Origin of the sequence: Pedobacter sp. MC2016-24, from assembly GCF_015223055.1 — a bacterium.
Lineage (GTDB): Bacteria > Bacteroidota > Bacteroidia > Sphingobacteriales > Sphingobacteriaceae > Pedobacter.
Genome location: NZ_JADFBX010000001.1, coordinates 846,989 through 872,759 on the forward strand (window position 1 = coordinate 846,989; position 25,771 = coordinate 872,759).

Genomic DNA, 25,771 nt, shown 5'->3' on the forward strand with positions numbered 1-25,771 from the left:
ATTGATTATTTAGATAGAACTGCAGCAGGGATCCAAACGGAGGAATGACCACCGGTCTGACTGGCATCTGCATAAGGCACCAGGGTTAAGGCTGATTTCACACCGCCCTTGCGCAGGACCGGCAACTGATACACCTGCTTACCCAACCAATCGGCAGGCAATTTACCCTGACTGATCAATGCAGGACCAGTGTTAATGGTATATTTGTCATCCAAAGCCTTGTTTAAGGTCGCATCTAACGCCAACACTTGCGGACCGCGCTTAATGGCAATCTCGTTGGGGTAACTTTTGCCACCAGGTAAAACCTGTACCGGAATGTCAAAAGTAACCGCAATCTGATCCCCGGCTTTCCAGTGATTGGCAATTTTGATCAGCTGATCGGGCTTACCGGAATATACTTTACCATGCACGGTAGCCTTAAATGCTGTGGCCCATGCCGGCACCCGCAGCTGGATGGCAAAGGTTGCTGCTTTTGGTACATCAACGGCAATTACTGCCTTACCCTCTTGCGGAAATTTACTTTGAATGTTGAGCCCCAGCGGCATGGTTTGGTTGTTTACCAGTATGCGGTCTTTGATCGCTGCAGGTTCATAAAAGAACACTGTTGGTATTTTTTCCAGCTGCCCATAATTTAAATAAGGGATCAGCGCAATGCCCCTGGGTACACTGGATAAACAACAGGTAATGTGGCAACGGTAAGGTTTAATGCCAATCAGCGGTGTATAATAACTCACACAACCAGTTGCCGGGTTTTCGGCTGCCAGTAAATGATTGTATACTGATTTTTCGATCTCATTGAAATATTTCATCTCTCCGGTTATCCCCAGCAATTGCATACTGAACTGGATCCATGTCGTTGTCACACAACCTTCGCCCATATGTGCGGCCGTATCTGCCTGCAATTCAAAATCATCTTTAAAGCGCTCGTGGTCGCTGGTGGTTCCAGACACAAACAATCTTTTGGAAGCAATGTCATCAAAAGCAATTTTTGAAGCCTGAAACAGCTCCGGCTGCCCGGTTACGCGGTAAAGTTTGATAACCCCTACCAGGTTTGACAGCATTTCATAAGCCTTACCGTTTGCCACTTTATTGACTTGCTGATGCCTTAACAAGGAATTGATGATGGCTGGCCCACCCTGATGATCGTATGCAGAAATGATGTAACGACAAAAGTCGAGGTATTTTTTATCGCCGGTCCAGCGGTACAGATCAACCATTGGGTCGATGACCGAGGTTGCGGCCATCCCAACATGAGAACCAGCCTTAATGATGTCCTTCTGACCAGGATTGTCGCCAAATGTACGACACAACAAATCCCCGATCTTCACCGCAGCGGAATAAAATTTGCGGTCGCCACTCACGCTATAATAAGCCATCAGACCAATCAGATTATATTTGTGCGACCAGACATCCCATGATGTCCAATAGTTTTCGGGAAGATAAGTACCCAGGTAACCATCAGGAAGCTGTGTACCCACCAGGGTATTGGCAATGCGATCCATTTGTATTTTCAAGGCCGGATCTTTGGTAATTTTCCAGGTATTGGCGGCTGCTTCCAGGTATTTACCCACGTGTTCACCTATCCAGCGGTGTTTACCCGGTCTGTGCGTAAAGCCATCCAATAGACCAGCCTCATCGATATGCAGCAACCTGTTTTTGAGGTTTTCCGTATAGCGGTCGCCGAGATAGCCCGTTAAGGTATTCTGCGCCGGCAGCTGGATATCCCAGACCGTTGGCACCACATCATTGACTACGGGTTTTACGGTATTACTATATTCCTGTGCTTTGGCCTGGCCCATAAGTATGGCACAAAACAACACTGCGCCAAGCGCCCTGTAGATTGATAATTTCATAATGATCGGTTTATATTTGGTGTAAATGGTATTGATAATCTCTCGATTATTTCATTTTTTTCATCTGTTCTAAAATGAACTCATTGCGGTACGGAATAGACGATTGAGCACCCATACGGGTAACCGCTATCGAGGCCGCTATGCAGCCAAACCCGGCAGCTTCTTTCAGGCTTTTCCCTTCAGATAACGCCACTGCCAATGCGCCATTAAACACGTCGCCAGCCGCAGTGGTATCCACAGCCTCCACAACCGGAGCAGGAACATGATAGAAGTCGTCATTTTCCAAAACAACGGCCCCCGATTTACCAAGGGTGATGATTACATTTTTAACACCCATTTCCTGAAGCTTGCGGGCAGCTGCCTGGGCATAGTCCAGGTTTTCGATTTTTATACCCGAAAGCATTTCAGCTTCGTGCTCATTTGGCGTAATGATGTCGATGAGGTGGAAATAATTTTTAACCTCTTTATTGGCGGGTGCCGGGTTCAGGATCACTTTCATTCCGAGTTCCTTGCCTGTTTGTAAGGCACAGGCAACCGTTTCCATTGGAATTTCCAGCTGGAGCAACAAGATCTTGTAATTCGCATACCTTTTGATTGCCGCGCTTACATCGGCCGGACTCAGCTTTGCGTTGGCGCCCGGAGCAACCACTATGCTGTTCTCGCCCTGACGATCCACTGTGATCAGGGCAATTCCAGAGGAGGAACTTTCGTCAGAGATGATGCCGCCGATATCCACACCCTCCTCATCAAAGAGCTGGGCAGACTGTTTACCAAAGATATCGTCCCCTATTTTTCCGATAAAAACAACTTCAGCGCCCAAACGCGCAATCGCGACAGACTGGTTTGCTCCTTTGCCACCAGGGTTCATAAAAAACGTACCGCCAAGTACCGTTTCACCCGGTTTAGGGATATGATCGGTTTTCACCACCATATCCATATTCATACTGCCTGTTACAATAATTTTATTCAACATGTTAAGTCTATTTGGTTAGCTTGTGATCCAAATTTAATTTGAATTGTCAATTAAAACATACCAACTTTTTAATAATCTATGAACTGTAATTGTTTAAAAAATTTATTAGTTTCACAAACACAAGCTGTATATCAACAATTTAACAGGTCGGATTTCCGATCTTTTCATGAAACCTATGTTAAAACAAGACCTTAAAAAACTCGTACTATCGTTATCAGGTTCAGAAAGAAGACATTTTAAAAGTGGATATGCGGCTCCCGGGGCAGATAAAGACTATATGAATTTATTTGATTTGATGTGTAAGGAAGACGGAAAGGATCTTGCGGACGATATAGAATCCCGCTTTAAAAAAGCACATCCTAAAAAATCGTTTGACAATACTGCGGCCTATTTGTACAAAGTGCTGACCGATATGCTGGTTCAAATGCGTATTGACCACGACAACTGGTTTTACAGTCACCATTGCCTTATGAAAGCACAGCTGTGCTTTGAGCGTTCTATACCAGAACGTGGTTTAAAAGAACTGGGCAAGATCAAAATTATGGCTAAAGAGCGACAGGATAACCTGATGCATTACGCAGCTTCCAGAATGGAGCTTTCGAGCCTATCCGAAGACAGCTTTCCCGACCTGAGCGAACAGCAACTGGTAGATCTGCAAATGAAAGCAAAACGCAGTCTTCAGAATTTAAGGCAAACCCATGAACATTATTCTCTTTTTGAATTGTTGAATCATCGCCTGCGCGCACAGGACATTCCGAGCGGAGATCAGGCGGACAAAAAGCTGAACGATCTGATCCTGAGCGAACTCAGTATAACTACCCGCGGCAGCCAGCAATCATTTGAATCCAAGAAACTGCACCTCTTGTTCCAGGCTTTCTTTTTGAGCCGGATCGGCGATTACAGTTCGGCCCTGAATATATTCAAAGCCCTGAATGTGTTGTTTGAACAACACCCGCAATTGTGGTCCTGGCCACCTTACGATTACCTCTCTGCCTTAGACGGGATCCTGGACAGCCTGCGCAGTATTGGTTACCATGAAGAAATGGATTTTTTTACCAGAAAAATCCAAATGCTGAGTACCGGCAACTATCCCGATCATTTTTTACAGGCTGCCAGACAAAGCCTGCTGATCTATGAATTGAATGCTGCGATCGGAAAAAAGGACTATGCCGGGGCACTGACCCTGATCGAAAAAAACAAGTCCTTCCTGCCAAAGAGCAAGCAGGCGGTAAATAGCGACAAGCAATTGGAACTGCTGTTCTTTCTTTCGGTCAGCTATTTCCTGAATAAAGACCTCCATATGGCCAACAAATATATTGCACTTGGCATCTTACAAGACAAACAGGGATCAAAACACCTCATTTACCGGGTTTCCAGGTTACTCAGGATGGTGATCCATTTTGAGATGGACAACCTGGACTATCTGGAGTATGAAATCCGGACACACAAAAGGCTGTTTCATAAAACTGGAAAATCCTTTGCCCTGGAACGCTTGCTGTTCCAGGTATTCTTATCCAATCCCCGGCGCAGCAGTACGGCTAAAATGCGACCGATCTGGAAAAAACAGCAGGAGCTGAAGGATAAACTCAAGCGGAAAGCAGATGAAAAGGAGTTACTCAAATACTTTGACTTCCTGGCCTGGATGGATGCTTTAAAACCACAAATATAAAAATCATTAATCAAGCTTCGTGTACGATAACTTATGGTTTTTATACTATATTTGAAGTAACCATTGTTACACCAAATATTCCAGTATGAAAAAGTTAATCTATTGCATCGTCAGCCTGCTTTTTATGGTCATTACGGCAAAAGCTGAAGTCAAACTCCCCCAATTGATTGGTAACGGAATGGTCCTGCAAAGGGATCAAAAGATCCGGATCTGGGGTTGGGCTAATCCAAATGAAGCCGTTACACTGACTTTCAGAAATAAGACCTACCAAACAAAAGCTGATGCAAACCGGCGCTGGACAGTGGTTATTGAACCGCAGCAAGCCGGCGGTCCTTATGTGATGCAGATCAACAACATCAGGCTTCAGGACCTGCTGATCGGTGATGTCTGGCTTTGTTCCGGGCAGTCGAACATGGAGGCTGTGATGAACCGGGCAAACATCAAGGAAAACTACCAGGAGGTAATTAAAAACAGCAATTACCCGATGATCAGACAGTTTACGGTTAAAAGGGATATGGCTTTTAACCCCATCAAAGCGGTAAGTTCAGATCAGGGCTGGGTAAGTACCAATCCAGAGACGGTATTGAATTTTTCGGCGGTAGCGTACTTTTTTGCGAAAGACCTGTACGAAAAATACAAAGTACCGATTGGCATCATCAATTCCAGTGTAGGCGGAACACCGGTACAATCCTGGGTAAACAGTGAATCCTTAAAATCTTTTCCGGCCTATGACGAGATCGCTCAAAAGCTGAAAGACACCGCTGAGGTTTCCCGTATTTTAACTGCCCATCGCTTAAAATCAGCAGCCTGGTATAAATCCGTTCAGGAAGCTGATTCAGGCATCCTTGAAAAGTGGTTTCTGACAAGCTATGCGCCGGGAGAAAACTGGCAGAAAATCCAGGATTTAACGCAGTTCAGTAAAAAATTCAGCAGTCCCCCATATGGCACCATCTGGTTTAAAACCACAGTGGATGTGCCGGCGCACCTGGCAGGTATGGCAGCAACACTTTCCCTGGGCAGCATGCAAACCGAAGATGAAACTTACCTTAACGGACAAAAAATAGGATCCATTAACAGTGGCTATACCGACCGCAATTATGCTGTTGCAGCCGGATTGCTGAAAGCAGGGAAAAACGAGATCAGCATCAGGATGATCAGTCCGACTACCGGCATTGCTTTCAACCCAAAAAACGTTTACCAGCTCAAATTTGCCAATGGGACAATCCAGCTTGACCAAGCCTGGGTATTCAGGTTTGGCCTGAAAAAAGAGCTTTTGCCCAAGGGCAACGGCTTGTCGCAGCACAGCCCGACAGCCTATTATTACGCGATGATCAAGCCACTCGCAGATTTCCGCATTAAAGGCATCCTCTGGTACCAGGGAGAAAGCAATGTGCCCAGACCTGCAGAATATGAGCCCTTGTTAACCGCATTGATTACACAGTGGCGCAAGGACTGGCAGCAGCCTGACCTGCCATTTTTATACGTACAGCTGGCCAATTATTTAAGCACACCTGCTGAACCTGAAACCAGCAACTGGGCTTTATTGAGGGAAGCGCAGATGCGGACTTTAAAAGTACCGCATACCGCCATGGCAGTGATCCATGATGTTGGGGAAAAGACTGACCTACATCCTAAAAACAAATCAGATGTGGGTAAGCGCCTGGCTTTGGCAGCCCGGAAGCTTGCCTATCACGAAAACATTGAATATTCGGGACCTTTATACCAAGCGATAAAAATTGAGGGCAACCAGGTTTACGTCTCCTTTGACCATATTGGAACAGGACTAACCTGCAAAGGCGAAAAACTAAACCAGTTCAGCATTTCTGCTGACGGAAAGCAATTTGTCCCTGCACAAGCCAAAATTCTGGGCAAGCAGGTGGTCGTTTGGCGCGATGACATGGCCAAACCGGTTGCTGTACGTTATGCCTGGGCCGACAGCCCCGACGGCGCCAACCTGTACAACCAGGAAGGCCTGCCCGCTTCAAGTTTTAAAAGCAATTAACCATTTAGATCGCTCAAAATGAACATTCAAAAAATATATTTTGCCGCCCTGGCCCTCTGCTTGTCTTTAAGCGTTACTGCACAAAGTTTCAAAGTTGATCAGGACCTGATCTCCACACCACTTACAGACAGTACAAATTTCTCCCTGCTCAACTCACGGTTGGGCAGCCGCTTCACGTTCTCCTTGCTCAATGAGAAACAAAGTATGCAAAGTGGCAGTCTGGGCTTCGATATGGACGAGCAAACCGGCTTACTGATTGGCCTGACCATCGGCAAAAAAAACTATTGCTTTCGCACAACCAAACTACCCCGAAACACCAGCTATTTTAACAACCAGCAACTCCGGTTCGGACCAACATCGATGCTGATCAGCGGCGAAACGCCCGAAGGCATCCAGGTTAACTTTAGCCTGATTTCGGCTTTTACACCATCCAAAGACCTGGACGATAGCGCAGCCATCCAAACCCAGATCTTCCCGGGTTTTTATTTGCAGGTTCAGGTCAACAATGCAGGCCGGGCCCCGGTAAACTGCAAACTTAAAGTGGCCCTGGCAAAAACACCGGTAAAGACTTTCAACTTCATGAGCCTGGAACCGATGAAACCGGAAAATACCGAACAGGCGGTATTTTTTAGGGACAATGCCAGCTTAAATGGAAAACTGGCCTTAGCCGCCATCCAAACACCCGCAAAAGGGACATTTAGTGAAGCCGGCTTTGGTGGATTATTTTATGAGTTTAGTTTAGCCCCACAAGCCAGACAAGAATTTAACCAGGTCTACGCCAGTCACCACGACCAGACGGTAATTGAAGACAAACGCGTCAACCTGCCGCTTAAATTTTACTATACCCGGTATTGGAAAAACATTGCAGAAGTATTGGATTACGCGAGTAAAAATTATACACAAAACATCATGCTGACTCAAAAATTTGAGGACAGTTTAATGCATTCGGCCTTAACTGCCCAGGAAAAATGGGTTTTGGCCTTAGCCTTCCACACCGATCTGGCCAATACCTTTTTTTTGCTGGATAAAAATGCAGTCGCCCGTTTCTACGTTTCAGAAGGCCGGTTTAAACACCTGAGCACCGTAGATGTGGCACATGAAACGGAAGTCAGTGCTGTTTTTTGCCCCTGGCGCCTGAAACTTCAGCTTAGCCAGTGGATCCATTATATCGCCCGGGCAGAGTTGACCGTAGCGGCCAACCCGGCCCAGAACAAACCCGCCTACCAGCAAGGTATGACTGCCGCAGAATATGGCCCTTACCTGTACCATGACGTGGGCGATTTGCCTTTTGTGAATGAAACGGCAAACTACAATTACGGTCCACATATGGCCGTAGAAGAAAACACTTCCTTTGTACTGCTGCTGTATTACTATTGGAAAATCAGTCGCGACGATGCCTTTGTCAGGTCGATGCTCGGTACCGTAGAGGTGTTGTTGCAATCTGTGATCAACAGGGATACCAATGGCAATGGCATTGCAGATAAAGCCTACGGATGGACGACCTATGATGCCAATGAGGCGCTGAAACTTTCGCCAGACAATACCTTTCTGGGCGCCAAACAACTGAGTGCCTATGCTGTGGCTGCAGAAATGTTCCGGTCACTGGCCAATAAAGCCCAGGTCCATACGATCGACGCGACAAAAAAAGGTGTTGTTGACGGTGAGGGCAGCGGCTATAAAAACCTGGGTGTTGCCGTAAATAATGAAGGACTGAGAAACAAACAGGCAGTTCGTTTCGAGCAGGAAGCACAGCTTATCCTGAGCACCCTGAAAAAGGCACAGCAGAAATATGGCTTTATTCCGGTCAGTTTAGATGAGCAGTTTCCCAAATGGAAACAACGCTCGGTGGTGATTGGTGAAGGGCTGTTTTTACCGGGCCTTGCGGGTACCAAATTACCCATACTCTATGCGCTTGCCGCAGTGTTGAAAAAGGACTATGCTGCTACCTACGCACAAAGTATAACCGATTACGGCATCAAACTGACCACAGACGAAGGTACCACCTGGTTCAGCAAAACGATTGTTGCCGATGTGGTGGCCGCGCAATGGTATGGCATTAAACACTCATCAGCAGCCTATATCTACCAATGGAATAAAAACAGCCCGTATGCTTATAACGACGGGCTGTTAAAAAAAGATGAGGTTTGGATTGGTTACTGGTATCCGAGAGGCATATCCATATTGGGTTATTGGTTAAACCGCTAAATGCGCATATCTTTTTTCCAGGAAAGTTTTCATAAAGCGGTTCAGCTCCCATAAATCACTCACATCCTCACGGCTAAATGGCAGTTGCGGCATATAAGGATAAGGGCCAAATTCGCAGGTCACAGTTAAAACTTCAGTTTTTAAATGCAGGTGATTTTGCACGATGGCATCCCACCAGGCACAATGAAAACCAAGCGCCTCTTCCCATTCCGGGGCTCCCGGGTGATTCACCTGGGGCCCGCCTGGAAAGCCTACCCGGGAATGGAAGTGATCTGCCCGACCGATCGCCAGCTGAAGTATTTCCTGCTGGTCCTGCAGGTACGATTCTGCTACGCAGCACCAATGCGAAAAATCGGCGGTTAACCTCAAATCCGGAAACTGTTGCAGATAGGCCGCTGTATTGGTGGTGCAAAAACTAAACTTACCACGATGTGTTTCGTGCAGGATCCGGATTCCTGTTTCGCGACTGATCTTCGCCGCCAGCATGATCAGTTCACTGTTCTGTTCAAAGGTAAAAAAATCCTTCCCTGTCTGGGAATTGATCAAAATGGGTTTGGCAGCTGTTAAGGTATACAGGCGGCTTTCATATTGCCTCAGATGTTCCTTAAAATCGGCGGTAGCGGTTTCAAAGTGCTGACCGATCCAGTGCAGTCCCTGATCCTTTAACGCGCTAAACATGGCTTGCTGCTCTTCGGCACCGGCAGGTAAGTTGGCTTCTATTCCTGTATAGCCGGCCTGCCTGGCTTTACTGGCAAAATCAGGCCATGACAAATGCCTGTTCCCCCACCTGGGGATATAAAATTCAATTTTCATCCGGTAATTATTTGGTTTGGAGGTATTGTGACTGGTAATGGGTTGGCGTTAATCCTTTCAGGCGCTTAAACAACCGGTTAAAATAAGAGGGATTGTTAAAACCAGATTCAAAAGCCACCTGGGCTATGGTTAAATCTCCTTTTAACAACAATTTAGCGGCATTGCCCAGCCTGATTTCGTTCATAAAATCGACAAAGGTCTTACCGGTTTTGCGTTTAAAATACCGGCAAAAGGCAGCGGTATTCATGTTACATCTTAAGGCGATGTCATCCAGACTCAGGTCTGCTTTAAAATTGTTCAGCACATAATTATACACGGCATCTATTTTTTCAATGTCGTTACTTTTGTATTGGTGGGCATAGCCGATGCTGCATAGATAATCATAGGATTTCTGTGTGGCGATGCTCAATAAAATATCGGTTAATGCGATGGTTTTTTGCGACTCGTCCAGCGTTAAAAAGCCGGTCAGTTTTTGCTGAAGATCGCGGTGTGGCTTCCGGATGTGGATGCCCCTCCTGGCATTGTTCAGCAAATCAAAAACAGGTTTCATGGGTGGAATTTTCAGAAACTCAGTGCCGGCATAATCCTGGTTAAACCGAATGATGATTGCCTCTGCGGCCCCTGTCATTGGTTGCTCATAGTAACTATTGTGGTTACGCCAGTAATGCGGTAAACGCGAGCCGAGCAGGATGATCTCCCCGGGTTTAAATTCAGAAATGTGGTCGCCTATAAATTTAGTCCCTTCGCTTTTGATCACAAAAGTGATTTCCAGTTCATCATGAAAATGCCAGGGATTAGCAAAATAACTGACCTGTTCCCTTCTGGCATCAATGTAAAACTGGCTGTAAGCCGGAACTTTGAGGTGAAGTGCTTTCATTGCACAAAAATTAATCATTTAATTCCAAAAAACACCATGATAGCAAAATTTGTACTATAAGAAGCAAAATTAGCGCTAAACTTCGTCTCATTTTTGTCCTAGCTTCGTTTCAACCAAATCATTAAACAACGCAGAATGATTTTTCATTCTTTAACCGGGCCACATGAAAATTTCTTATGGATGGAAAATTTGCATCCTCCTTTTTTTTAGCACCACGATCAATTACCTGGACAGGCATGTGCTCAGTATTCTGGCACCAGAGCTACAGCATTTGTACCATTGGAGCGAAGTAGAGTACAGCTATATTGTCACTGCTTTCCAGGTTTCGTATGGCTTAGGTGTGGTTTTAACCGGAAAATTGCTGGATAAGTTTGGTACCAAATGGATATTCGCCATTGGCGTAGCTTTATGGAGCGCCGCAGGGATGGCACATGCCTTTGCCAAAGGCGCAATAGGTTTTGGGATGGCCCGTTTCAGTTTAGGTCTGGGTGAGTCTGTTAACTTCCCGGCCAGTGTAAAAACTGTGGCCGAATTGTTCCCCGCTTCTCAAAGGGCCTTTGCCACCGGATTTTTCAATGCGGGCTCAAATATCGGGGCCATTGTGGCCCCGCTGTTGATTCCTTTTATTGCGTATAGATTCGGCTGGCAATGGGCCTTTATTTTAACCGGTGCCCTGGGTTTTATCTGGGTATTTTTCTGGAGCATCACGTATAAAAAACCGGCAGAAATCAAATCAGCAGCAGTACAAACAGCAGAAATACAGGACGAAGTGCCCGCAAAAAGCTGGAAGCAGGTGGTTTTTCAGAAAGAGGTCTGGGCCATTTGCCTGGTGCGCTTCATTTCCGATCCAACCTGGTGGTTTTTGCTCTACTGGCTGCCCAAGTTTTTAAATGAGACCAAAGCGGTAAGCACCGGAGCCCTAGGCTGGCCCCTGGTTACCGTTTACGTACTGGCCGATATCGGCAGTCTTGCTGGCGGCGCCTATTCTTCCCACCTGATCAGGAAAGGCAAGGGCGTATATGCGGCAAGGAAGCAGGCCCTGCTGATCTGTGCGGTAATTGCCCTATTGTTATGTGGTGTCGGTTTTACCGATAACCTATGGATGGCGGTGGCCCTGATCGGTTTAGGCGCGGCTGCTCATTGTGGCTGGACTGCCAATTTATTTGCCACCATCACAGACGTATTTCCGAAGAAAGAAGTGGGAACAGTGATGGGTGTAGCCACACTTTCTGCCGTGAGCGGTGGCATTGTCTTATCCCTGCTCACCGGAAGAATTTTAGCCCTGACTGGTAGCTACAGCAGCATCTTCATGCTGGTAGGCTGCACCTATCTCCTGGGTTATTTCCTGCTGAACCGTTTAATACCTGCAATCAAAACAAATCAATCATAAGCATATGGACTATAAAAAATTAAGTGCGGCAGCGCAGGCCTCTTTTAGCGAAAACGGCTATGTACTGATCAAAGGAATGCTCAACCCGGAGGAAGTAAAAAAGCTGTATGACATTGCGATTCACGACCAGGTGATCAGCAATAAATCATTTGACAGAGGAGATGCCAATGGCCTCAGAACCAAACTGGCCCTGTGGTATTCCCTGGGCGACGATGCCTATAGCCTGTTGGCGCGCTCCAAACGTATTGTTGAAGGCGTAGCCTTGTTGCTTGGCGGAGAACCTGCTCATTTTCATTCCAAGCTGATGCAGAAAGAGCCCAAAGTAGGTGGTGCCTGGGAATGGCACCAGGATTATGGCTACTGGTACCGCGATGGCTTCCTGTATCCGCAGATGTTGAGCGTGCTCACGGCTTTAAGCCCTTCGACCAGGGAGAACGGTTGCCTGCAAGTCATTAAGGGCTCACACCTGACCGGAAGGATCGAACACGGCTTTAGCGGCGAACAGGTTGGTGCCAACCAGGAAAGAGTAGACGAATTGTTGAAGCGGCTGGAACTGGTGTATGTAGAGATGGAAGCGGGCGATACTTTATTCTTCCACAGCAACACTTTACACCGTTCGGATGCGAACCTGAGCGATGCCCCGAGATGGTCCCTGATTTCGGCCTATAACCTGATCAGCAACAAACCTTACAAAGGAAACTACCCCTCCGCAACCGAAGCCATACAGGTGGTAAACGATGAGACTTTACTGGCATCAAACAGTGAAGGAATACAGGAAGATGCGAATTTTTTAGTGAAATAAAGCCGCGTATTCTTTTTACACATTTGGTTTTTTTCCCGGATTTAATAATACTTTTACAAAAGGAATTCGAGATAAGCGCAAATGAAAACAAATATGCAAACTGGTGTGAAGGAAATAGCGAGGAGGGCAAATGTTTCTATAGGAACTGTTGATCGGGTACTACACAACAGGACTGGAGTTTCAGATACGACCAGGAACAAGATATTGGCCATTATGAAAGATCTGGACTACCAGCCCAACATTTTAGCCCGTAGACTGGCCTCTAAAAAAGTACTGCACTTTGCCAGTTTAATACCTGCTGTTTCTGCAGAAACTGACTTTTGGGATGCCCCGGGTAAAGGCATTGAAATGGCCGAGGCCGAGATCAAGCAATTTGGCATTGTGATCGATAAATATTTTTACGATCAGAACGACAAACAGTCTTTTGTAAAACAAACCAAAAACATCCTTAAAACTGAGGTGGACGGTGTATTGGTTGCACCGATTTTTATTGAGGAGTCGCTGGCCTTTTCCAAGCTCTGCAACCTGAAGAAAATTCCGCAGGTATTCATCAATTCTGATATCCCGAATGAATCCAGGCTAAGTTATATTGGTCCGGATTTATTTCAAAGCGGACACCTGAGTGCCCATATGGTGAACTACCTGGTTAAAGCAGGCGATAAAATACTGGTGGTCAACATCTCTAAAGAGATCGACAGCTACCATCACCTGTCCAGAAAGGAAGAAGGTTTCAGGGCCTATTTCAAAGACCATGACAAGCAGGTGCGGATTGTAAAAACAGACATTACCCAGGATACAGATTACCTGTCTGTGGCCAAACGGCTGACCGAGGTATTGAAGGAACACAGTGATATCAAGGCCATTTTTGTGACCAATTCCAGGGTATTTTCTGTGGCCCAGTTTTTAGAAAAAACAAAACAGGAACATATTTTCCTGGTGGGTTACGATTTCTTACCGCAAAGTATTGAGCATTTGAAAAAAGGGGTGATCGACTTTCTGATCTGTCAGAAACCCCAGGAACAAGGGTATAAAGGCATCATGACCTTGTATCAAAACGTGGTTTTAAACGGAGAAACCGAAGCCACGCATTACATGCCGATCGACATCATTACCAGAGAGAATTACAAATCATACCGAAACTAACAGCCTATACAGCTGTTAGTTTTTTATACCTCAATAAGGCTTCCAGGTAATAATAATCTGCGTAAATGATTGGCGTATCGATTTCAGATTTACCCGGCTTATGCCCTACCGAATGTTTCAGGATGAAGTAGTTGTTCTCCTTTACACTAGCAGTGTAAGCGGGCGAGGACAAACTCGCCAGCATTTGCTCGGCTGTACGGAAGTACAAATCTTTATGCTGTTTGCTATAGGTGCTCAATTCTAAAAAAGCCGATGCAAATACCGCAGCTGCCGAGGCATCCCTTTCTTCGTTTGGTGCGTCAAAATCCCAATACGGAATTTTATCGGCCGGAAGATTAGGATGGTTGATCACAAAGTTGGCGATACCTTCTGCTTGTTTCAGGTATTTTTTATCTTTCGTTTCCCGGTACATCATGGTGTAGCCATATACTGCCCAGGCTTGTCCCCTGGCCCATGCCGATGAATCTGCGGCACCCTGGTGTGTTTTTTTCCTGAACACTTTCGTCCCCGGCAAATAACAGATCACATGGTAACTGCTGTAATCTTTTCTAAAATGGTGTTTTAAGGTATTGTCGGCATGCGTTACTGCAATGTTATACAGCTTTTTATCCTTTGATTGTCTGGCCGCCCAGAATAAAAACTCCAGGTTCATCATGTTGTCTATGATTACCGGATACTCGCAGTCTGCATGTTTGTCCCAGGATTTGATCAGCCCATAAGCAGGATTAAACCGGGTAGCCAAAGCATTTGCTCCCGTTACCATGGGTTCTATGTAATCTTTATTGCCGGTCAGCCGGTAACCATTTCCGTAAGGGCAATACAGCATAAAACCCAGGTCATGCGTACTGGTATTGTGCTTTTCTTTGTCCAAAGCCCGGGTCCAGCGGTCTGCCGCAGCTTTCCATTCAGCCCCGCCGGTATATTCATACAAATACCATAACGCACCGCCGAAAAAGCCGCTGCACCACCAATCAGAGGTCCTGTCGTACGGTTCCCCGTTGGGTTTTGTAGATTGCGGAAATTTAGTCAGGTCCGGGTGACTGGCCAGCATCAGCTGATATTGCTTTGCAGCCAGGCCAAATGCCTGATCCACATCTACCAATGGCTTTTTCTGGGCCAGGCTTTGAAAAAGGATGGAAGTCATTAAAATAAAAAGTGCTGCTGTTCTCTTCATATCTGGATGGATATTAAATGTTACTTGGTTTATTTAATTCAATTGGAAAGTTACGGTTGCCCCTTTCTGGTCCCCTTGTGGCAGGCTGACCGGAAAAGGTTCTTTAATTTCAAGTTGTGCAGAACGAAAACCCAGGTGCAGATCTGTCAAAGTCTGCGTAGGATCTGCAACGTACAGCACCGGACTCCTGGTTTTAAGGTTTTTCACCATGAGCACACAAGGCTGATCTGCGGTGATTGAAAAATCGGGCTGCAGCAAAGTTCCGGCTTCGTGAAATACCACCTGAACCATTTGCAAAGTCTCGTTTTCCACCGCCTGTATGGCAGGCGTATTGGCCAGGATCCGGGTATTTAAAGTTGGATTGTTTATCATTTCCTGCTCGCTCATGCCAGGTTTGACCACATAGGCATACGTTTGCCGGAGCGGATCATGGCCATGGTCGAACCACAACTTGAACACCTTTCCCTGTACCGGCGCTTTAGACCGGTTTGCATTGATCAGGAACCAACTGCCGGTTTGCTTTTCGCTGGTCCATCTGACATTGCCCTGCGCAGGAAAATAATAGGCAATGCTGTCCTGCCAGATGCGCTTGATCCCCTGGTCGAAAACCTTTACCGGGCCTTTTGCCCAGGCCTGATTAACCGTGGTGGTGATGACTTCCTTAGCCATGCTACTGATATCGGCCCCCAGGCAGACCACCTCATCGTCAAAGAAAAACCAGGCTTTTTTTGCGGTTACCTCATCGTAATTCAACTGATAAACGGTTGTTCCGTATATGCTGTCGGATGTTCCGCCAATAAAGGCCCCTACCCCTCTTTCGCCCCAGTCAATCGTCATCTTTTGATCTACGGGATAATCCCTGCCGGTTACGCCCGGTATTTTATCCCATTCCCAAACCGGCATTATGTTGAAATACTCGGCACCGGTACGTTGGATATTGGTGGAGCCATCCGGTAAAAATTTAGCCTTCAGGTTCTCCTTATTTCCAGATTCTGTCCTGACGGTGCGTTTAGAAACTGTGCGCACATTAAAGGAGTAAGCCGGGCGGTTGTGTATGGTGTAATCGCCTTTGTAAAAATGGGTATGGCCGGGTTTAATCCCAAAATCGGGGGCCCGGATTTGCTGGATCCGTTGATCGGCCGCATCCAATAACACGGCATTTTCAGGATTCACCAGTTTGGCCAGGGCCAGTAAACTGTGTGTTCCGGCCTGGGTACTGATGTTCATTTTATCCAGTACATCGTTTCTGGAAATGCCCCGGCCTTCGGTATTGAAATCAATGTAGCGGCCGCGGATTGTTTTTAAGAAAGTACCCGTTAAATAATGGTCTAAGATCTTCAGCTTTTCTTCGGGGAGCGCATAAGCAGTACCCCGCAACCAGGAGGCTACTTTATAGGCCCCGATTAGAAAGACCTGACCGTAGCTGGCAATCTGCAATTGCGGTCCGTGCTGCAGATAAGCATAATCCTGTTGCAGGCCCTGCCGGTTTCCCAGGGTAACGGGTAAAAAAGCCTGATGCGCGGCCGAATCCATCAGGGTTTGGTCTTTGGTCAGGCAAGCCCGATACATCATGTGCACCGCAATGTCTACTTTATTGGCACCTACTACCCGCAGCACATCTCCTTGTTTCATGGCCCTGATTAAAGAATCCTGCAAAGTTGCCGGTAAGGTATTGCTGCCTTTTAAAAGCAGCAGGATCTCGCCGATGGCGGTTGGCGATGCAATGTCGTTTTGAAACCAGTTGGTGCTTACCGGCCGCTGTTGCAGCCAATACCGCAAAGCGGAGACCATTTTCCGGGCCAGTTGCCCATCAACCGGCGTACCAGTGGTGTGTAAAGCAAGTGCGAACTGTTTCAGCCGGTTCAAATGGCTTAGCGGCGCCCAATTGGTTTCTGCGCGACTGGCATAATCAATGTCGGGCCAGCGCCCCTCAGGTTGAATGCTTAGTACATGCTTTTTAAAGTCCTGAGCGGATGCGCTGATTTCAGCATCTGCTTTGATAAAATCTGTAATCCTGGATTCAATCCTTTGAAATTCATCCTGACCATGCGCCTTACCCAGGGTAAAACAAAGCATGACCAGGATGCTGTAAAATATGACTAACCTCATGAAATTAAATATAGGTCATTTAATTAACCTTTACATTGGTTGACTTATACGTATGCAATAATTTTTTCTGGTCAATTTGCTGAAAGGTAATTTTTTTCAATTCGGCACCATGAACATCGTCCATGACGATGGGCAGGCGGTAATCTTTCTTTTCTGCTTTCAACTGCAGGTTAGAGAAATTGATGTTTTTTGCGTGCCGCACATAAATGCCCCATGCCGGGATTTCTTTGAACATCGAAAACTCCGGATAACCAGCGGCCTCTTCCGGAATGCTGTCTAATTTATCCAATGGCACGTAGGCCATGTATTTGGTTCCGGCGCCCGGATACGTAATTTCAAAATTGCTGAAGGTTACGTCCTCAATGTATTGTCCGGGTAAACCGGCAATGATGATCGGAGAAATGTTTCTTGGCATGTCCTCAATCGGCCCTTCATAATCGTAACCGGCATCGGCTTTACCCAAAGGCACATCCGCCACCACATTTTTGATGGATACCCTTTTCAAGGTCGACTTTTTACCGGGAATACGCTCCCCTAACCGTAAGAAGATCACATGACCTGTATTGGTACTTTTTAAGCCATCTACTACAATGTCTTCCAAAAAGCCACCGTCAACACTTTGTAAAGCAATCGCAGAGCGATAGGTATTGTATACGGTATTGTTCAGGATCTTGATGTTTCTGAAGCCACCTTTACCCGCAGTACCCAATTTAATGCCGTTGGCGCTGGTGCGTACAATGTTGTTTTCAATCAGCACATTGTGGCAGTAAAAACCTTCTGTATGTGATTTGAGACAAATCCCGTCATCGGCAGCATCGATTTTATTGTTGGTGATCACTACGTTATCACAATCTACAATGTCAATCCCATCGCTGTTCCAATAGGCCACGTTGTTTACCGTAATGTTGTCGATGACCATATTTTTGCAGCGTTCGTAAGTCTGCAACCAGCAGGCAGAATTTTGCAGGATCAGGTCCTTGATGTTTACATTGACGCAGTTGTAAAAATAGATCACCATCGGGCGGATGGATTCCCGCGTGCGGTCATATTTGAGGATATCTACTATGAGTCCATCGTTGGCATAAGCAATGGAATTGTTAGCGAGGGGCCGGCCCTGCCCGTCGATCATGCCTTTACCGGTAATGCCAACATTTTCTACATCACGGGCATGGATCAGTGCGGTATTGCCGATTCTGTCGTAATCAAAAGGATTGGTTGAGCCGAGTAAAACGGCACCTTCCTCCAGCTGAATGGTGACGTTGGATTTCAGGTAAATGGAACCGGTTAAATACCTGCCCACGTAAAAAACGAGTCTGCCGCCACCATTTTTACTGATGTAATCTATGGCAAACTGAATGGAACGGGTATTCATGGTTGAGCCATCAGATTTGATGTGGAAAAACGAGGCTTTGTAATCTTTTGCAAAAACAGCCATACCCTGGAGCAGGATGAACAGCACCAGTATCACTTTCTTTTGATTTTTCATAATTGTATAGTTTGGTTTCATCTTTTTATATTGGTTAAAACAGATTGACAGGGCCAACCAAGCCCATCGATTGCAGTGGTTGTTCTTTCTTTTTATTATTTGACCAGTATTGTGCAGTTGGATTTTCCGTTAATGATTTCATGTAGTTCAGCATCACTGTGGTTACTTTAATTTCAACCTGGTTTGTGCCCTTTTTCAAGAGGTTCCCGAGCGCATAGGCCCTGCGCCCATACCATTGGGTGCCCAGGTTTTGCCCGTTCACAATCAGTTCCGCAATGCCAAATACCTGGCCCAGATCTGCATAACGCAGGCTTGCAGGATTTTCTACCGTAATGCTCTTTTTGTAAACTACCGTACCCGAAAAATAAGTAAAATCGGGCAGCTCTTTTAAGTCGCCCAGTTCTGTCATTTCCTGGATTTTCACTGTACCGTCCATGTGCCTGAACTCGACGTTCCAGGCCGTTTTTAAGGCCATTGGCCTGGCGCTGATTTCGGGAACCGGATCCCAATCCTTACCATTTCTGTCTTTGTTGAACACAATGATCCTGGAATCGGCCGGACAAAGTCTGAGTTTCAGGGTTCTATCTTTCAAGTCTAATTTGAAGCGTTCGCCAGTGGCTGCATCCCAAATCCAGGCTTGTCTTTTATCGGCAATCTCTGGTAAAAATGTCGCATCTAAATCGATACTGAGGTGTGCACTTGCGTTGTTAAACAGAAAGATCTCTGCATTTTTTGACTGGTAGCGCACCTGGGTGACAAAAGCATTTGGATTGGCGATTTTAACATAAGGATTGAGCTTATATCTGGCCTGTACTGTCTGGTACCATTCCTTAAAGTTTGCCGCTGGTTTTTGCAGGAAGATGAACTGATCCGGATAAGTTTTTAATTTGGCTACCCATTTTTTCACTTCCGCATCGTTCTGTTCATGATTCAGCCAGCCCAATGCCTGCTCCGGATAGGTTTCAATACAAAAAACCCGGCCTCCGGCCTTCACAAAATCATGTAATTTTTTTGCCGTTTGCGGCGAGATGCTTTTCACTTCTATCAAGAACAAGCTGTGGTACTTTCTTGGGCCATAGGTCATCCAACCACCTTTAAAATCAGCATCGGCAATAACCTGTTCCGAAACATAGTCACAGGCATTTCCGTTCTGGTGCATAGATTCCCAGATCAGCTGCTGATATGCAGGAGTTACGCGCGAAGGAAAAGGTTCCATTTGTGCCCCAAATTCAGACCACATGTCGCCAATTGGCGCCATGATCGCGATGTCGGCAAAAAAAGTGGCCTGTTGGAGCAAGGCAGACTGCCTTGCCCGGTAATCCGTATACAGTTTAAAATACGGCCACATGGTATTCTGTTCATTGAAATAGCCGCCATAGGTAATCCAGCCTGGAAAAGCAGCATCCGGCGGGGAGTAATTGAAGCCATGAAAAATGGGATGGGTAATTCCGGAGATCGTACTCTGATCACCGGCTATTTTGAATAGCTCCAGGGATTCGTTGAATACCATATCGGTATTGGTGAGTTCTTCAGAGCTGATCAGCTTTTTACCTTTCAAATGCGCTGCCGAAGACACAAATTTATTGATCATGGTATTGCCACGCCCCAGATGCCAGGGATATTTCATAAAATCCCGTTCAGAGATCTCTTCGCCAATGCCATATTTCATCCAGGTTTCCCCTTCCGGAATGTCCATATCAAAGGTTCCTTCCAAAGGAAAATGCCCCCGGCCATAGCCCTGGCCCCTGGATTTGATTTTGTTTTCGGCACACCAGTCGACGAAACTTTTTGAAAACCTTTCCCGGAACAGTTCCGCCTTGGTATATTCAAAATCATAGCGCATGCGGCGCAGCATGCGGTCCATTTCCGGACTGGTGTTTACCGCATAATTTAAGTCGACGGTATTGCCCATCCTGCCGGTTTTAAACAAGATGAAAGGCAGGTATGGAAACAGGTCATAGCCCCTTCGTTTCTGAAATTCGGCCATCATATCGGTTGTCCAGTTGGCGCCTTCCATTTCCAGGCTATCCAGGAAAAAAGAACGCACATCCGGTGCCAGTGGGCCAATGCGGTTTTGAATGGTATCGGTAATTTTATGGAGATAACTCTTGACTGCCTTTTCATTGAAATGATTCAATACCGGTCCGGTCCCGCCAGGCGCAGCCTGGATGACCTTCATGAAACCGTTTATTTTCACCAGGCCATACAAGGCAAAATTTCCTTTTGGCAGGTCAATTTTCACCCCTTCATTGCGCACCCGGCTGGTGATGTTTTTCACCTGATCCATACTGGTCAGCGGGTCTGGCACTATGCTGAGGCCCAGCAGTTCCATTTTACGCCCGGTATAGGGGCTTAAAGTTGCGGGGTCAGCTTCTTTAAAAATATCAAATAAAGAGACTTCCGTTTTTAAAGGGCCGGTTAGTTTTTTCACGGCAATGACGACCACCTCTGCACATTCCTCAGGCGCTAAAAATCCGGCACCATAAGGAAAACCGGTACCTGCCAAAAGATCGCAGGTGAGGTCCAGCTTTTTGGCTTCGGTGAGGGTAAATTTCAATAAATCCACCCATTCGTCGCTTAGCCAGTCTACCGATGGAATATCCATATCGTCTGTATTGGAGGGAAAGGAAATCGGGTTAATTTCTACCCCACCAATCCCGGCTTCTTTGAGCAGTTTCAGCTCACGGGCCAATTCCGTTCTTTCTATTTTGTTCCCATTCCACCACCAGCGCACAAATGGCCGGTAGCCCATGGAAGGGTTTTTAAATTGCTGATACAGTTCATCATCCGGATCGGCGATCAGTGTATCTGCCAGCGAATTGGCAAAAGCATTATTTTTCAGCATCAATAAGCTGGCCACAGAAAAAATAGCACTTTGCTGTAAAAATGTTTTCCTTTTCATAATTTCCGGGTTAACTGTAGCGCTTTTGTAAAAAATCTTTCATCCATAAATTGATCCGCCATTGTTCGGCCCTTAAATCTGTGGTCCTGTTTCCTTTAACCAGGTAAGGGCTTGGCCCAAACTCCGGCGTGATGGTGATTTGCCTGTTGTTGCTGTTCATGTGCTGCACCCATTTGTCCCAGATCTGAACATGAGCGGCCAGGGCTTCTGCGTATTCGGCATTTGCCGGATCCCAGACCTGCGAACTTTGCGTACTCCCTACCCGGGCGTGGATGTGCCGGGCATGTTGGATTGCGCTGTTTACTGCAGCCTGCTGATCCTCTAAATAGCTTTCAGAAACACAAAACCAATGCGAAACGTCGAGGGTTAATTTCAAATCCGGGTTTGCAGTCAGCACAGGCGCCACCTGGTGTGCTGCAAAAGACCATTTGTTGCGGTGCGTTTCCTGGTGTACCGGTGTCTGGTATTTTGCCTCAGCCGCATTGCAAAGCGTTAAACAAGCCTGGATCTGCGCGGCGTCAAAGAATTCCCTGCCGGTCTGGGCACTAAAAAATAGCGGTGCTTTAGTTGCTGTCCGGATTGCCATCAGCTGGTCCAGGTCCTGCTCCAGATCCTGAAGGTAACGCTCAAAACCGGTATACGGTTTAATTACGGCCATCACAATGGCAAAATCCAGGTCATGTATTTCCAGTAAACGGAGTACCTCCTGCACATCGGTATTTTCACCAAAAGGGAACCACTCGATGCCTGCATAACCGGCTTCTTTAACCTGTTTCAAAAAAACCGGCCAGGGCAGCGCTTCAAAACCCCAGCGCGGGCACAAAAACTTTGGCACTACACTCATTATTTAGGATTTATAGATCAGCGGGTTTTGTTCGTCGTTATTTAGCAAGTCGCCAACTTTAAGCGTACTCAGGTAAGGCTCGGGTAAAATGTTCGCCTCCCCGTTAAAGGTGTTGCCATCAGGCATATAGGCGCAAGTCATGGCCCTTCTGTAGCCACTGCTCATATTGGCACCGGCGCCGTGTATGGTTAAGCCATTGTGGAAAGAGCAACTGCCGGCTTTCATTGCGGCAGATACTGAAGCCACCTGCGCAAATTGCGGATAAGCTTCAAAAATGCCATCCATGTTTTTGCCTATGCCCTTGTTTACAAAAGTGGTTTCTTTGAAAGATCCCGGAATAAAGTACAGGCAGCCATTCTCTAAAGTGGCATCATCCAGGGCTACCCAGATGGACAAAGCTTTCCGATCTGAAAAAGACCAGAACGGCGTATCCAGGTGCCAGGAAGTCGGGTTTGCCCAGGGGCGTTTGAATAAAGCCTGATCGTGCCAGATCCTGATCCCGCTTGCACCAGAAAGTTCTGCAGCCATTTTACCGATGCGTTCATCCAGCATGATCTCTTTGACCTTATCATTGGTTTGCCAGAGGTTCAGCAACTGGTCAAAAACTTTAGAAAAATATTCAGCGTCTTTGTTGATGCCGTCATCCATGCCTACTTTTCCTTCCTTGCCGGGCATTTTTATGCCATTTCTATCCTTTACTGCTTCCGTAACCGCTTCACGCCATTGTGTCAACTCTTCCGGAGAAAGAAAATCTTCGATGACAATGAATCCGTTGGTTTGAAAAAACTGAATCTGCTCTTTACTTAATTCACATTTCATGGTATTGGTTATTTAGGTTTAAAAATCGTTTTGCCTGGATCAGATCAGCGCGCTGCTTTGATCGTCCAAAAACAGGACTGCGTTTGGGTGGTTTCTTAAATGCGTTGAGGGATAGCGGTCGCTGATTTCCTCATTTAACGTATGGTAAACGGCCTGGGCCTTTTTCTGGGCCGGCACGGTACAAAAGGCGTATGGCGCTTTCAACAAAGCCGGCAGGGTTAGCGTCAGTGCATGTGTTGGCACTTCGTTTAAGGTGTCAAAACAACCGTCGTTTACCTGCTGGTTGCGGCACTGGGCGTCCAGGTCTACGCGCTTTACCCAATACGGATCATGGAGGTCTGCCACGTGCGGATCATTAAAGGCTAAATGTGTATTTTCCCCAATGCCCAGACATACAATATCCGTTTCAAAATCTTTCAATAAGGCGGTATAACGCAAGCACTCGACCTCATCATCAGCTGCATTGCCGTTGATGTAATTTACCGAATGGAAAGGTGCCAGATCAAATAAACGGGCTTTAATGAAATTGCCAAAGCCCTGGGGTGCATCTGCATCCAGGTTGATGTATTCGTCCATGTGGAAGGCGTTGAGCCTGGACCAGTCGATTTCCTTTTTGAGCAATTCCTCAAAAAATTCGTTCTGGGAAGGCGCAGCGCCAAATATGATGTTTACGTAAGGTTGTTTGCTCAGCAATAGGTTAATTCGCGTTGCAACAGCAGTAGCAACCGCTGCGCCCATGAGGTTCCGGTTCTCAAATACCTTGATGGTCAATTTGTCTTTTATAAATTCTTTCATCTAAATCGTTGTTGTTAATGTTTCAAAATCTGCCGATACATAGCTCAGGTTGCCATTGATGATGGTGGTTTTGATGTTGATATTTTCATCAAAAATTAAAATATCAGCGTCGTTGCCAGCGGTTAGTGTTCCTTTGCTACGCTCCAGGCCCAGGATGGTGGCCGGTGTTCTGGACATCATCCGAACGGCCTCAACCAGCGGGATATCGGCCATTTGAACCATTGTTCTCACCAGGCGGTCTGTGGTGGCCACACTACCGGCAAAAGAAGACCTGTCGGCCATGATGGCCACGCCATTTTCGATGATCACTTTCATGCCATTGTCTTTATTGCCCAGGATGCTCTCCCCTTCGGGCATTCCTGCCCCCCGCATGGCATCGGTAATCAAGGCAATGCGGTCGGGTCCTTTAATTTTATAGACCAGCTTTAACAAGGGCGGTGGCACATGAATCCCATCACCAATGATCTCTACATCCATGGATTCAATTAAAAAAGCAGCTTCTATGGCACCAGCATAGCGGTAAGTATCGCGCCTGGTTACCCCGGACATGGCCGAGTACAGGTGCGTGGCCAGGCTGTAGCCATTTTCTACGGCTTCCAAAACCTCTTCATAAATGGCATCGGTATGGGCAAGGGCAGCAATGATGCCCTGTGATTTCAGGTATTTCCCCATGTCAAGCGCACCGGGCAATTCGGGGGCTACGCTCCAGCGTTTAACCACATCTTTGCCATAGGCGATGATTTCTTTGTATTCTGCTACATCGGGGTTCCTGATGTACCTCGGGTCTTGCGCACCGCTCTGGCTCAGGGCAAAATAAGGCCCTTCCAGGTGCATCCCGACAAACTGGGCGCCCCTGGTATTTTTAGCATCGGCAGCTTTATACAGATCGATGGCTTTGAGCAGGTCTGCCCTGGCACAGGTTAATGTGGTTGGGGCTATAGCTGTGGTGCCGTAAGTGGCGTGGATTTCTGCAATTTTCAGGTAAGCCTCTTCCGTTCCGTCCATAAAATCGTGCCCGCCACCACCATGAATGTGAATGTCGATGAAGCCCGGAGACACGTAATTTCCCATGGCATCTATGACTTCATAATCCGGTGCATCGGCATCGCCCTCCACAATCGCTTCTATTTGATGACCTTTAATCAATATCGTACCGTTTTTAATGATGCGATAAGGAGTAATGATCCGGCCGTTGATTATTTTAACTTTCTTCATATGTAGATTTTCTATTTGGAGTTCAAAGGGCTTTAAGCAAATGTCAATGCCCCAAAGAACTCGGGTAAATGGAAATCGGGGCTGTTGGCCTCAATGCCATTCCAACTGTAAAAATGTGGTTGAGGTAAATCGTCCCCACATTTAAAAAAATTGCCAAAGCCCGTTTGCTGGCTCAGGCTGGTGATGTTGCTGTATTCAAATACCGCCAGGGGAATCATCAGGGTAATTTCCCAGGCATATCTGAACTGATGATTTTCGGCGGTTTGTTTAACCACAGCATGTGTTTTTATCTGCTCTACCACCTCCTTTTGCAGGTATTTCCGGTTTGACCGGCCCTTTCCGTAGGCAATTAAACATACCCCCATGCAATTCACCTCTATGTTATAATAAGATTTCTCGGCGCCGAAAGACACGAAGAACTCCACGCAATTGTCTTTATGCACTGCACCATTTGTTTCCGCAGTCACCACCCGGATCGCATCCTCATTTATTTCATATTTTAACCAGATCGTGTCATTGCTGTGTGCAATGGTAAAATTGGCCTGCAAAGCACATTTAAATTCTGGCCATGGCTGATCGCCGATTTCATTTTTCGGTATGGCATTGAGCAGGGCAGCGACTTTTTCAATGCCTTCGGTGGCAGCATATTGATCGAGGAACGGTACAAATAAATTTTTCATCATTAAATTAAAAAATAGAC

The 25,771-nt window shown here is 46.5% G+C and carries 19 protein-coding genes; 6 read left to right on the forward strand and 13 right to left on the reverse strand.

The window, feature by feature from the left end; all coding sequences use genetic code 11:
• Positions 1-5: 5 nt before the first annotated feature.
• Together IM797_RS03870 and rbsK are read right to left on the reverse strand one after the other, a co-directional pair.
• Complete coding sequence (locus tag IM797_RS03870; protein ID WP_194125766.1) at positions 6-1,853, reverse strand: beta-L-arabinofuranosidase domain-containing protein; 1,848 nt, start codon at positions 1,851-1,853, stop codon at positions 6-8.
• Positions 1,854-1,899: 46 nt separating this feature from the next.
• Positions 1,900-2,826, reverse strand: a complete 927-nt coding sequence (rbsK, locus tag IM797_RS03875) for a ribokinase (RefSeq protein WP_194125767.1) — start codon at positions 2,824-2,826, stop codon at positions 1,900-1,902.
• 175 nt (positions 2,827-3,001) lie between these two features.
• On the opposite strand from rbsK, the gene IM797_RS03880 reads away from it, so the two are divergent.
• The 3 genes from IM797_RS03880 (at position 3,002) to IM797_RS03890 (ending at position 8,702) form a co-directional block, all read left to right on the forward strand.
• Entirely contained in the window at positions 3,002-4,495 is a 1,494-nt protein-coding gene (locus tag IM797_RS03880) for a hypothetical protein (RefSeq protein ID WP_194125768.1), read from the forward strand.
• Positions 4,496-4,580: 85 nt separating this feature from the next.
• The gene (locus tag IM797_RS03885) at positions 4,581-6,497 is read left to right on the forward strand and encodes a sialate O-acetylesterase (RefSeq protein WP_194125769.1); all 1,917 of its coding nucleotides are present in this window, start codon (positions 4,581-4,583) and stop codon (positions 6,495-6,497) included.
• An 18-nt stretch (positions 6,498-6,515) separates the two neighbouring features.
• Positions 6,516-8,702, forward strand: a complete 2,187-nt coding sequence (locus IM797_RS03890) for a glycoside hydrolase family 52 protein (protein WP_194125770.1) — start codon at positions 6,516-6,518, stop codon at positions 8,700-8,702.
• On the opposite strand, the gene IM797_RS03895 is transcribed toward IM797_RS03890, so the two are convergent.
• Complete coding sequence (locus IM797_RS03895) at positions 8,691-9,515, reverse strand: sugar phosphate isomerase/epimerase (protein ID WP_194125771.1); 825 nt, start codon at positions 9,513-9,515, stop codon at positions 8,691-8,693. The genes IM797_RS03890 and IM797_RS03895 overlap by 12 nt on opposite strands.
• A 7-nt stretch (positions 9,516-9,522) precedes the next feature.
• Positions 9,523-10,392, reverse strand: a complete 870-nt coding sequence (locus tag IM797_RS03900; RefSeq protein ID WP_194125772.1) for an AraC family transcriptional regulator — start codon at positions 10,390-10,392, stop codon at positions 9,523-9,525.
• A 163-nt stretch (positions 10,393-10,555) separates the two neighbouring features.
• Here IM797_RS03900 and IM797_RS03905 point away from each other — a divergent pair, with 163 nt between their 5' ends.
• The 3 genes from IM797_RS03905 (at position 10,556) to IM797_RS03915 (ending at position 13,727) form a co-directional block, all read left to right on the forward strand.
• On the forward strand, positions 10,556-11,782 hold the full coding sequence (locus tag IM797_RS03905; RefSeq protein WP_194125773.1) for an MFS transporter: 1,227 nt from the start codon (positions 10,556-10,558) through the stop codon (positions 11,780-11,782).
• Positions 11,783-11,786: 4 nt separating this feature from the next.
• The gene (locus tag IM797_RS03910; protein ID WP_194125774.1) at positions 11,787-12,584 is read left to right on the forward strand and encodes a phytanoyl-CoA dioxygenase family protein; all 798 of its coding nucleotides are present in this window, start codon (positions 11,787-11,789) and stop codon (positions 12,582-12,584) included.
• A gap of 81 nt (positions 12,585-12,665) precedes the next feature.
• Positions 12,666-13,727, forward strand: a complete 1,062-nt coding sequence (locus IM797_RS03915; protein ID WP_194125775.1) for a LacI family DNA-binding transcriptional regulator — start codon at positions 12,666-12,668, stop codon at positions 13,725-13,727.
• Between the two features lie 4 nt (positions 13,728-13,731).
• Here the strand turns inward: IM797_RS03915 and IM797_RS03920 are convergent, their stop codons facing one another.
• The 9 genes from IM797_RS03920 to IM797_RS03960 are packed head-to-tail and all read right to left on the reverse strand — an operon-like array spanning position 13,732 to position 25,754.
• Positions 13,732-14,901 carry a glycoside hydrolase family 88 protein gene (locus IM797_RS03920; RefSeq protein ID WP_194125776.1) on the reverse strand — a complete coding sequence of 390 codons (1,170 nt, stop codon included), beginning with the start codon at positions 14,899-14,901 and terminating at the stop codon, positions 13,732-13,734.
• 33 nt (positions 14,902-14,934) lie between these two features.
• The gene (locus IM797_RS03925) at positions 14,935-17,010 is read right to left on the reverse strand and encodes a polysaccharide lyase family 8 super-sandwich domain-containing protein (protein WP_194125777.1); all 2,076 of its coding nucleotides are present in this window, start codon (positions 17,008-17,010) and stop codon (positions 14,935-14,937) included.
• A gap of 19 nt (positions 17,011-17,029) precedes the next feature.
• Entirely contained in the window at positions 17,030-18,496 is a 1,467-nt protein-coding gene (locus tag IM797_RS03930) for a glycoside hydrolase family 28 protein (RefSeq protein ID WP_194125778.1), read from the reverse strand.
• Positions 18,497-18,530: 34 nt separating this feature from the next.
• A complete protein-coding gene (locus IM797_RS03935; RefSeq protein WP_194125779.1) occupies positions 18,531-21,398 on the reverse strand; it encodes a glycosyl hydrolase in 2,868 nt (955 codons plus the stop codon).
• 10 nt (positions 21,399-21,408) lie between these two features.
• Positions 21,409-22,242, reverse strand: a complete 834-nt coding sequence (locus IM797_RS03940) for a sugar phosphate isomerase/epimerase (RefSeq protein ID WP_194125780.1) — start codon at positions 22,240-22,242, stop codon at positions 21,409-21,411.
• A gap of 3 nt (positions 22,243-22,245) precedes the next feature.
• A complete protein-coding gene (locus IM797_RS03945; RefSeq protein WP_194125781.1) occupies positions 22,246-23,061 on the reverse strand; it encodes a phytanoyl-CoA dioxygenase family protein in 816 nt (271 codons plus the stop codon).
• A gap of 39 nt (positions 23,062-23,100) precedes the next feature.
• Positions 23,101-23,856 (reverse strand): 6-phosphogluconolactonase, encoded by a 756-nt coding sequence (locus tag IM797_RS03950; RefSeq protein WP_194125782.1) that lies wholly within the window; start codon positions 23,854-23,856, stop codon positions 23,101-23,103.
• A complete protein-coding gene (nagA, locus tag IM797_RS03955) occupies positions 23,857-25,071 on the reverse strand; it encodes an N-acetylglucosamine-6-phosphate deacetylase (RefSeq protein WP_194125783.1) in 1,215 nt (404 codons plus the stop codon).
• Positions 25,072-25,103: 32 nt separating this feature from the next.
• Positions 25,104-25,754 carry a carbohydrate-binding family 9-like protein gene (locus tag IM797_RS03960; RefSeq protein WP_194125784.1) on the reverse strand — a complete coding sequence of 217 codons (651 nt, stop codon included), beginning with the start codon at positions 25,752-25,754 and terminating at the stop codon, positions 25,104-25,106.
• Positions 25,755-25,771 lie beyond the last annotated feature (17 nt).

Bases quoted from the DNA above. Each gene is read 5' to 3' on its own strand.
- IM797_RS03940 (WP_194125780.1), bottom strand. From the start codon at position 22,242: ATGAGTGTAGTGCCAAAGTTTTTGTGCCCGCGCTGGGGTTTTGAAGCG.
- IM797_RS03900 (WP_194125772.1), bottom strand. From the start codon at position 10,392: ATGAAAGCACTTCACCTCAAAGTTCCGGCTTACAGCCAGTTTTACATT.
- IM797_RS03960 (WP_194125784.1), bottom strand. From the start codon at position 25,754: ATGATGAAAAATTTATTTGTACCGTTCCTCGATCAATATGCTGCCACC.
- IM797_RS03920 (WP_194125776.1), bottom strand. From the start codon at position 14,901: ATGAAGAGAACAGCAGCACTTTTTATTTTAATGACTTCCATCCTTTTT.
- IM797_RS03935 (WP_194125779.1), bottom strand. From the start codon at position 21,398: ATGAAAAGGAAAACATTTTTACAGCAAAGTGCTATTTTTTCTGTGGCC.
- IM797_RS03885 (WP_194125769.1), top strand. From the start codon at position 4,581: ATGAAAAAGTTAATCTATTGCATCGTCAGCCTGCTTTTTATGGTCATT.
- IM797_RS03945 (WP_194125781.1), bottom strand. From the start codon at position 23,061: ATGAAATGTGAATTAAGTAAAGAGCAGATTCAGTTTTTTCAAACCAAC.
- IM797_RS03895 (WP_194125771.1), bottom strand. From the start codon at position 9,515: ATGAAAATTGAATTTTATATCCCCAGGTGGGGGAACAGGCATTTGTCA.
- IM797_RS03880 (WP_194125768.1), top strand. From the start codon at position 3,002: ATGTTAAAACAAGACCTTAAAAAACTCGTACTATCGTTATCAGGTTCA.
- IM797_RS03890 (WP_194125770.1), top strand. From the start codon at position 6,516: ATGAACATTCAAAAAATATATTTTGCCGCCCTGGCCCTCTGCTTGTCT.
- IM797_RS03915 (WP_194125775.1), top strand. From the start codon at position 12,666: ATGAAAACAAATATGCAAACTGGTGTGAAGGAAATAGCGAGGAGGGCA.
- IM797_RS03930 (WP_194125778.1), bottom strand. From the start codon at position 18,496: ATGAAAAATCAAAAGAAAGTGATACTGGTGCTGTTCATCCTGCTCCAG.
- IM797_RS03950 (WP_194125782.1), bottom strand. From the start codon at position 23,856: ATGAAAGAATTTATAAAAGACAAATTGACCATCAAGGTATTTGAGAAC.
- IM797_RS03910 (WP_194125774.1), top strand. From the start codon at position 11,787: ATGGACTATAAAAAATTAAGTGCGGCAGCGCAGGCCTCTTTTAGCGAA.
- IM797_RS03870 (WP_194125766.1), bottom strand. From the start codon at position 1,853: ATGAAATTATCAATCTACAGGGCGCTTGGCGCAGTGTTGTTTTGTGCC.
- rbsK (WP_194125767.1), bottom strand. From the start codon at position 2,826: ATGTTGAATAAAATTATTGTAACAGGCAGTATGAATATGGATATGGTG.
- IM797_RS03925 (WP_194125777.1), bottom strand. From the start codon at position 17,010: ATGAGGTTAGTCATATTTTACAGCATCCTGGTCATGCTTTGTTTTACC.
- IM797_RS03905 (WP_194125773.1), top strand. From the start codon at position 10,556: ATGAAAATTTCTTATGGATGGAAAATTTGCATCCTCCTTTTTTTTAGC.
- nagA (WP_194125783.1), bottom strand. From the start codon at position 25,071: ATGAAGAAAGTTAAAATAATCAACGGCCGGATCATTACTCCTTATCGC.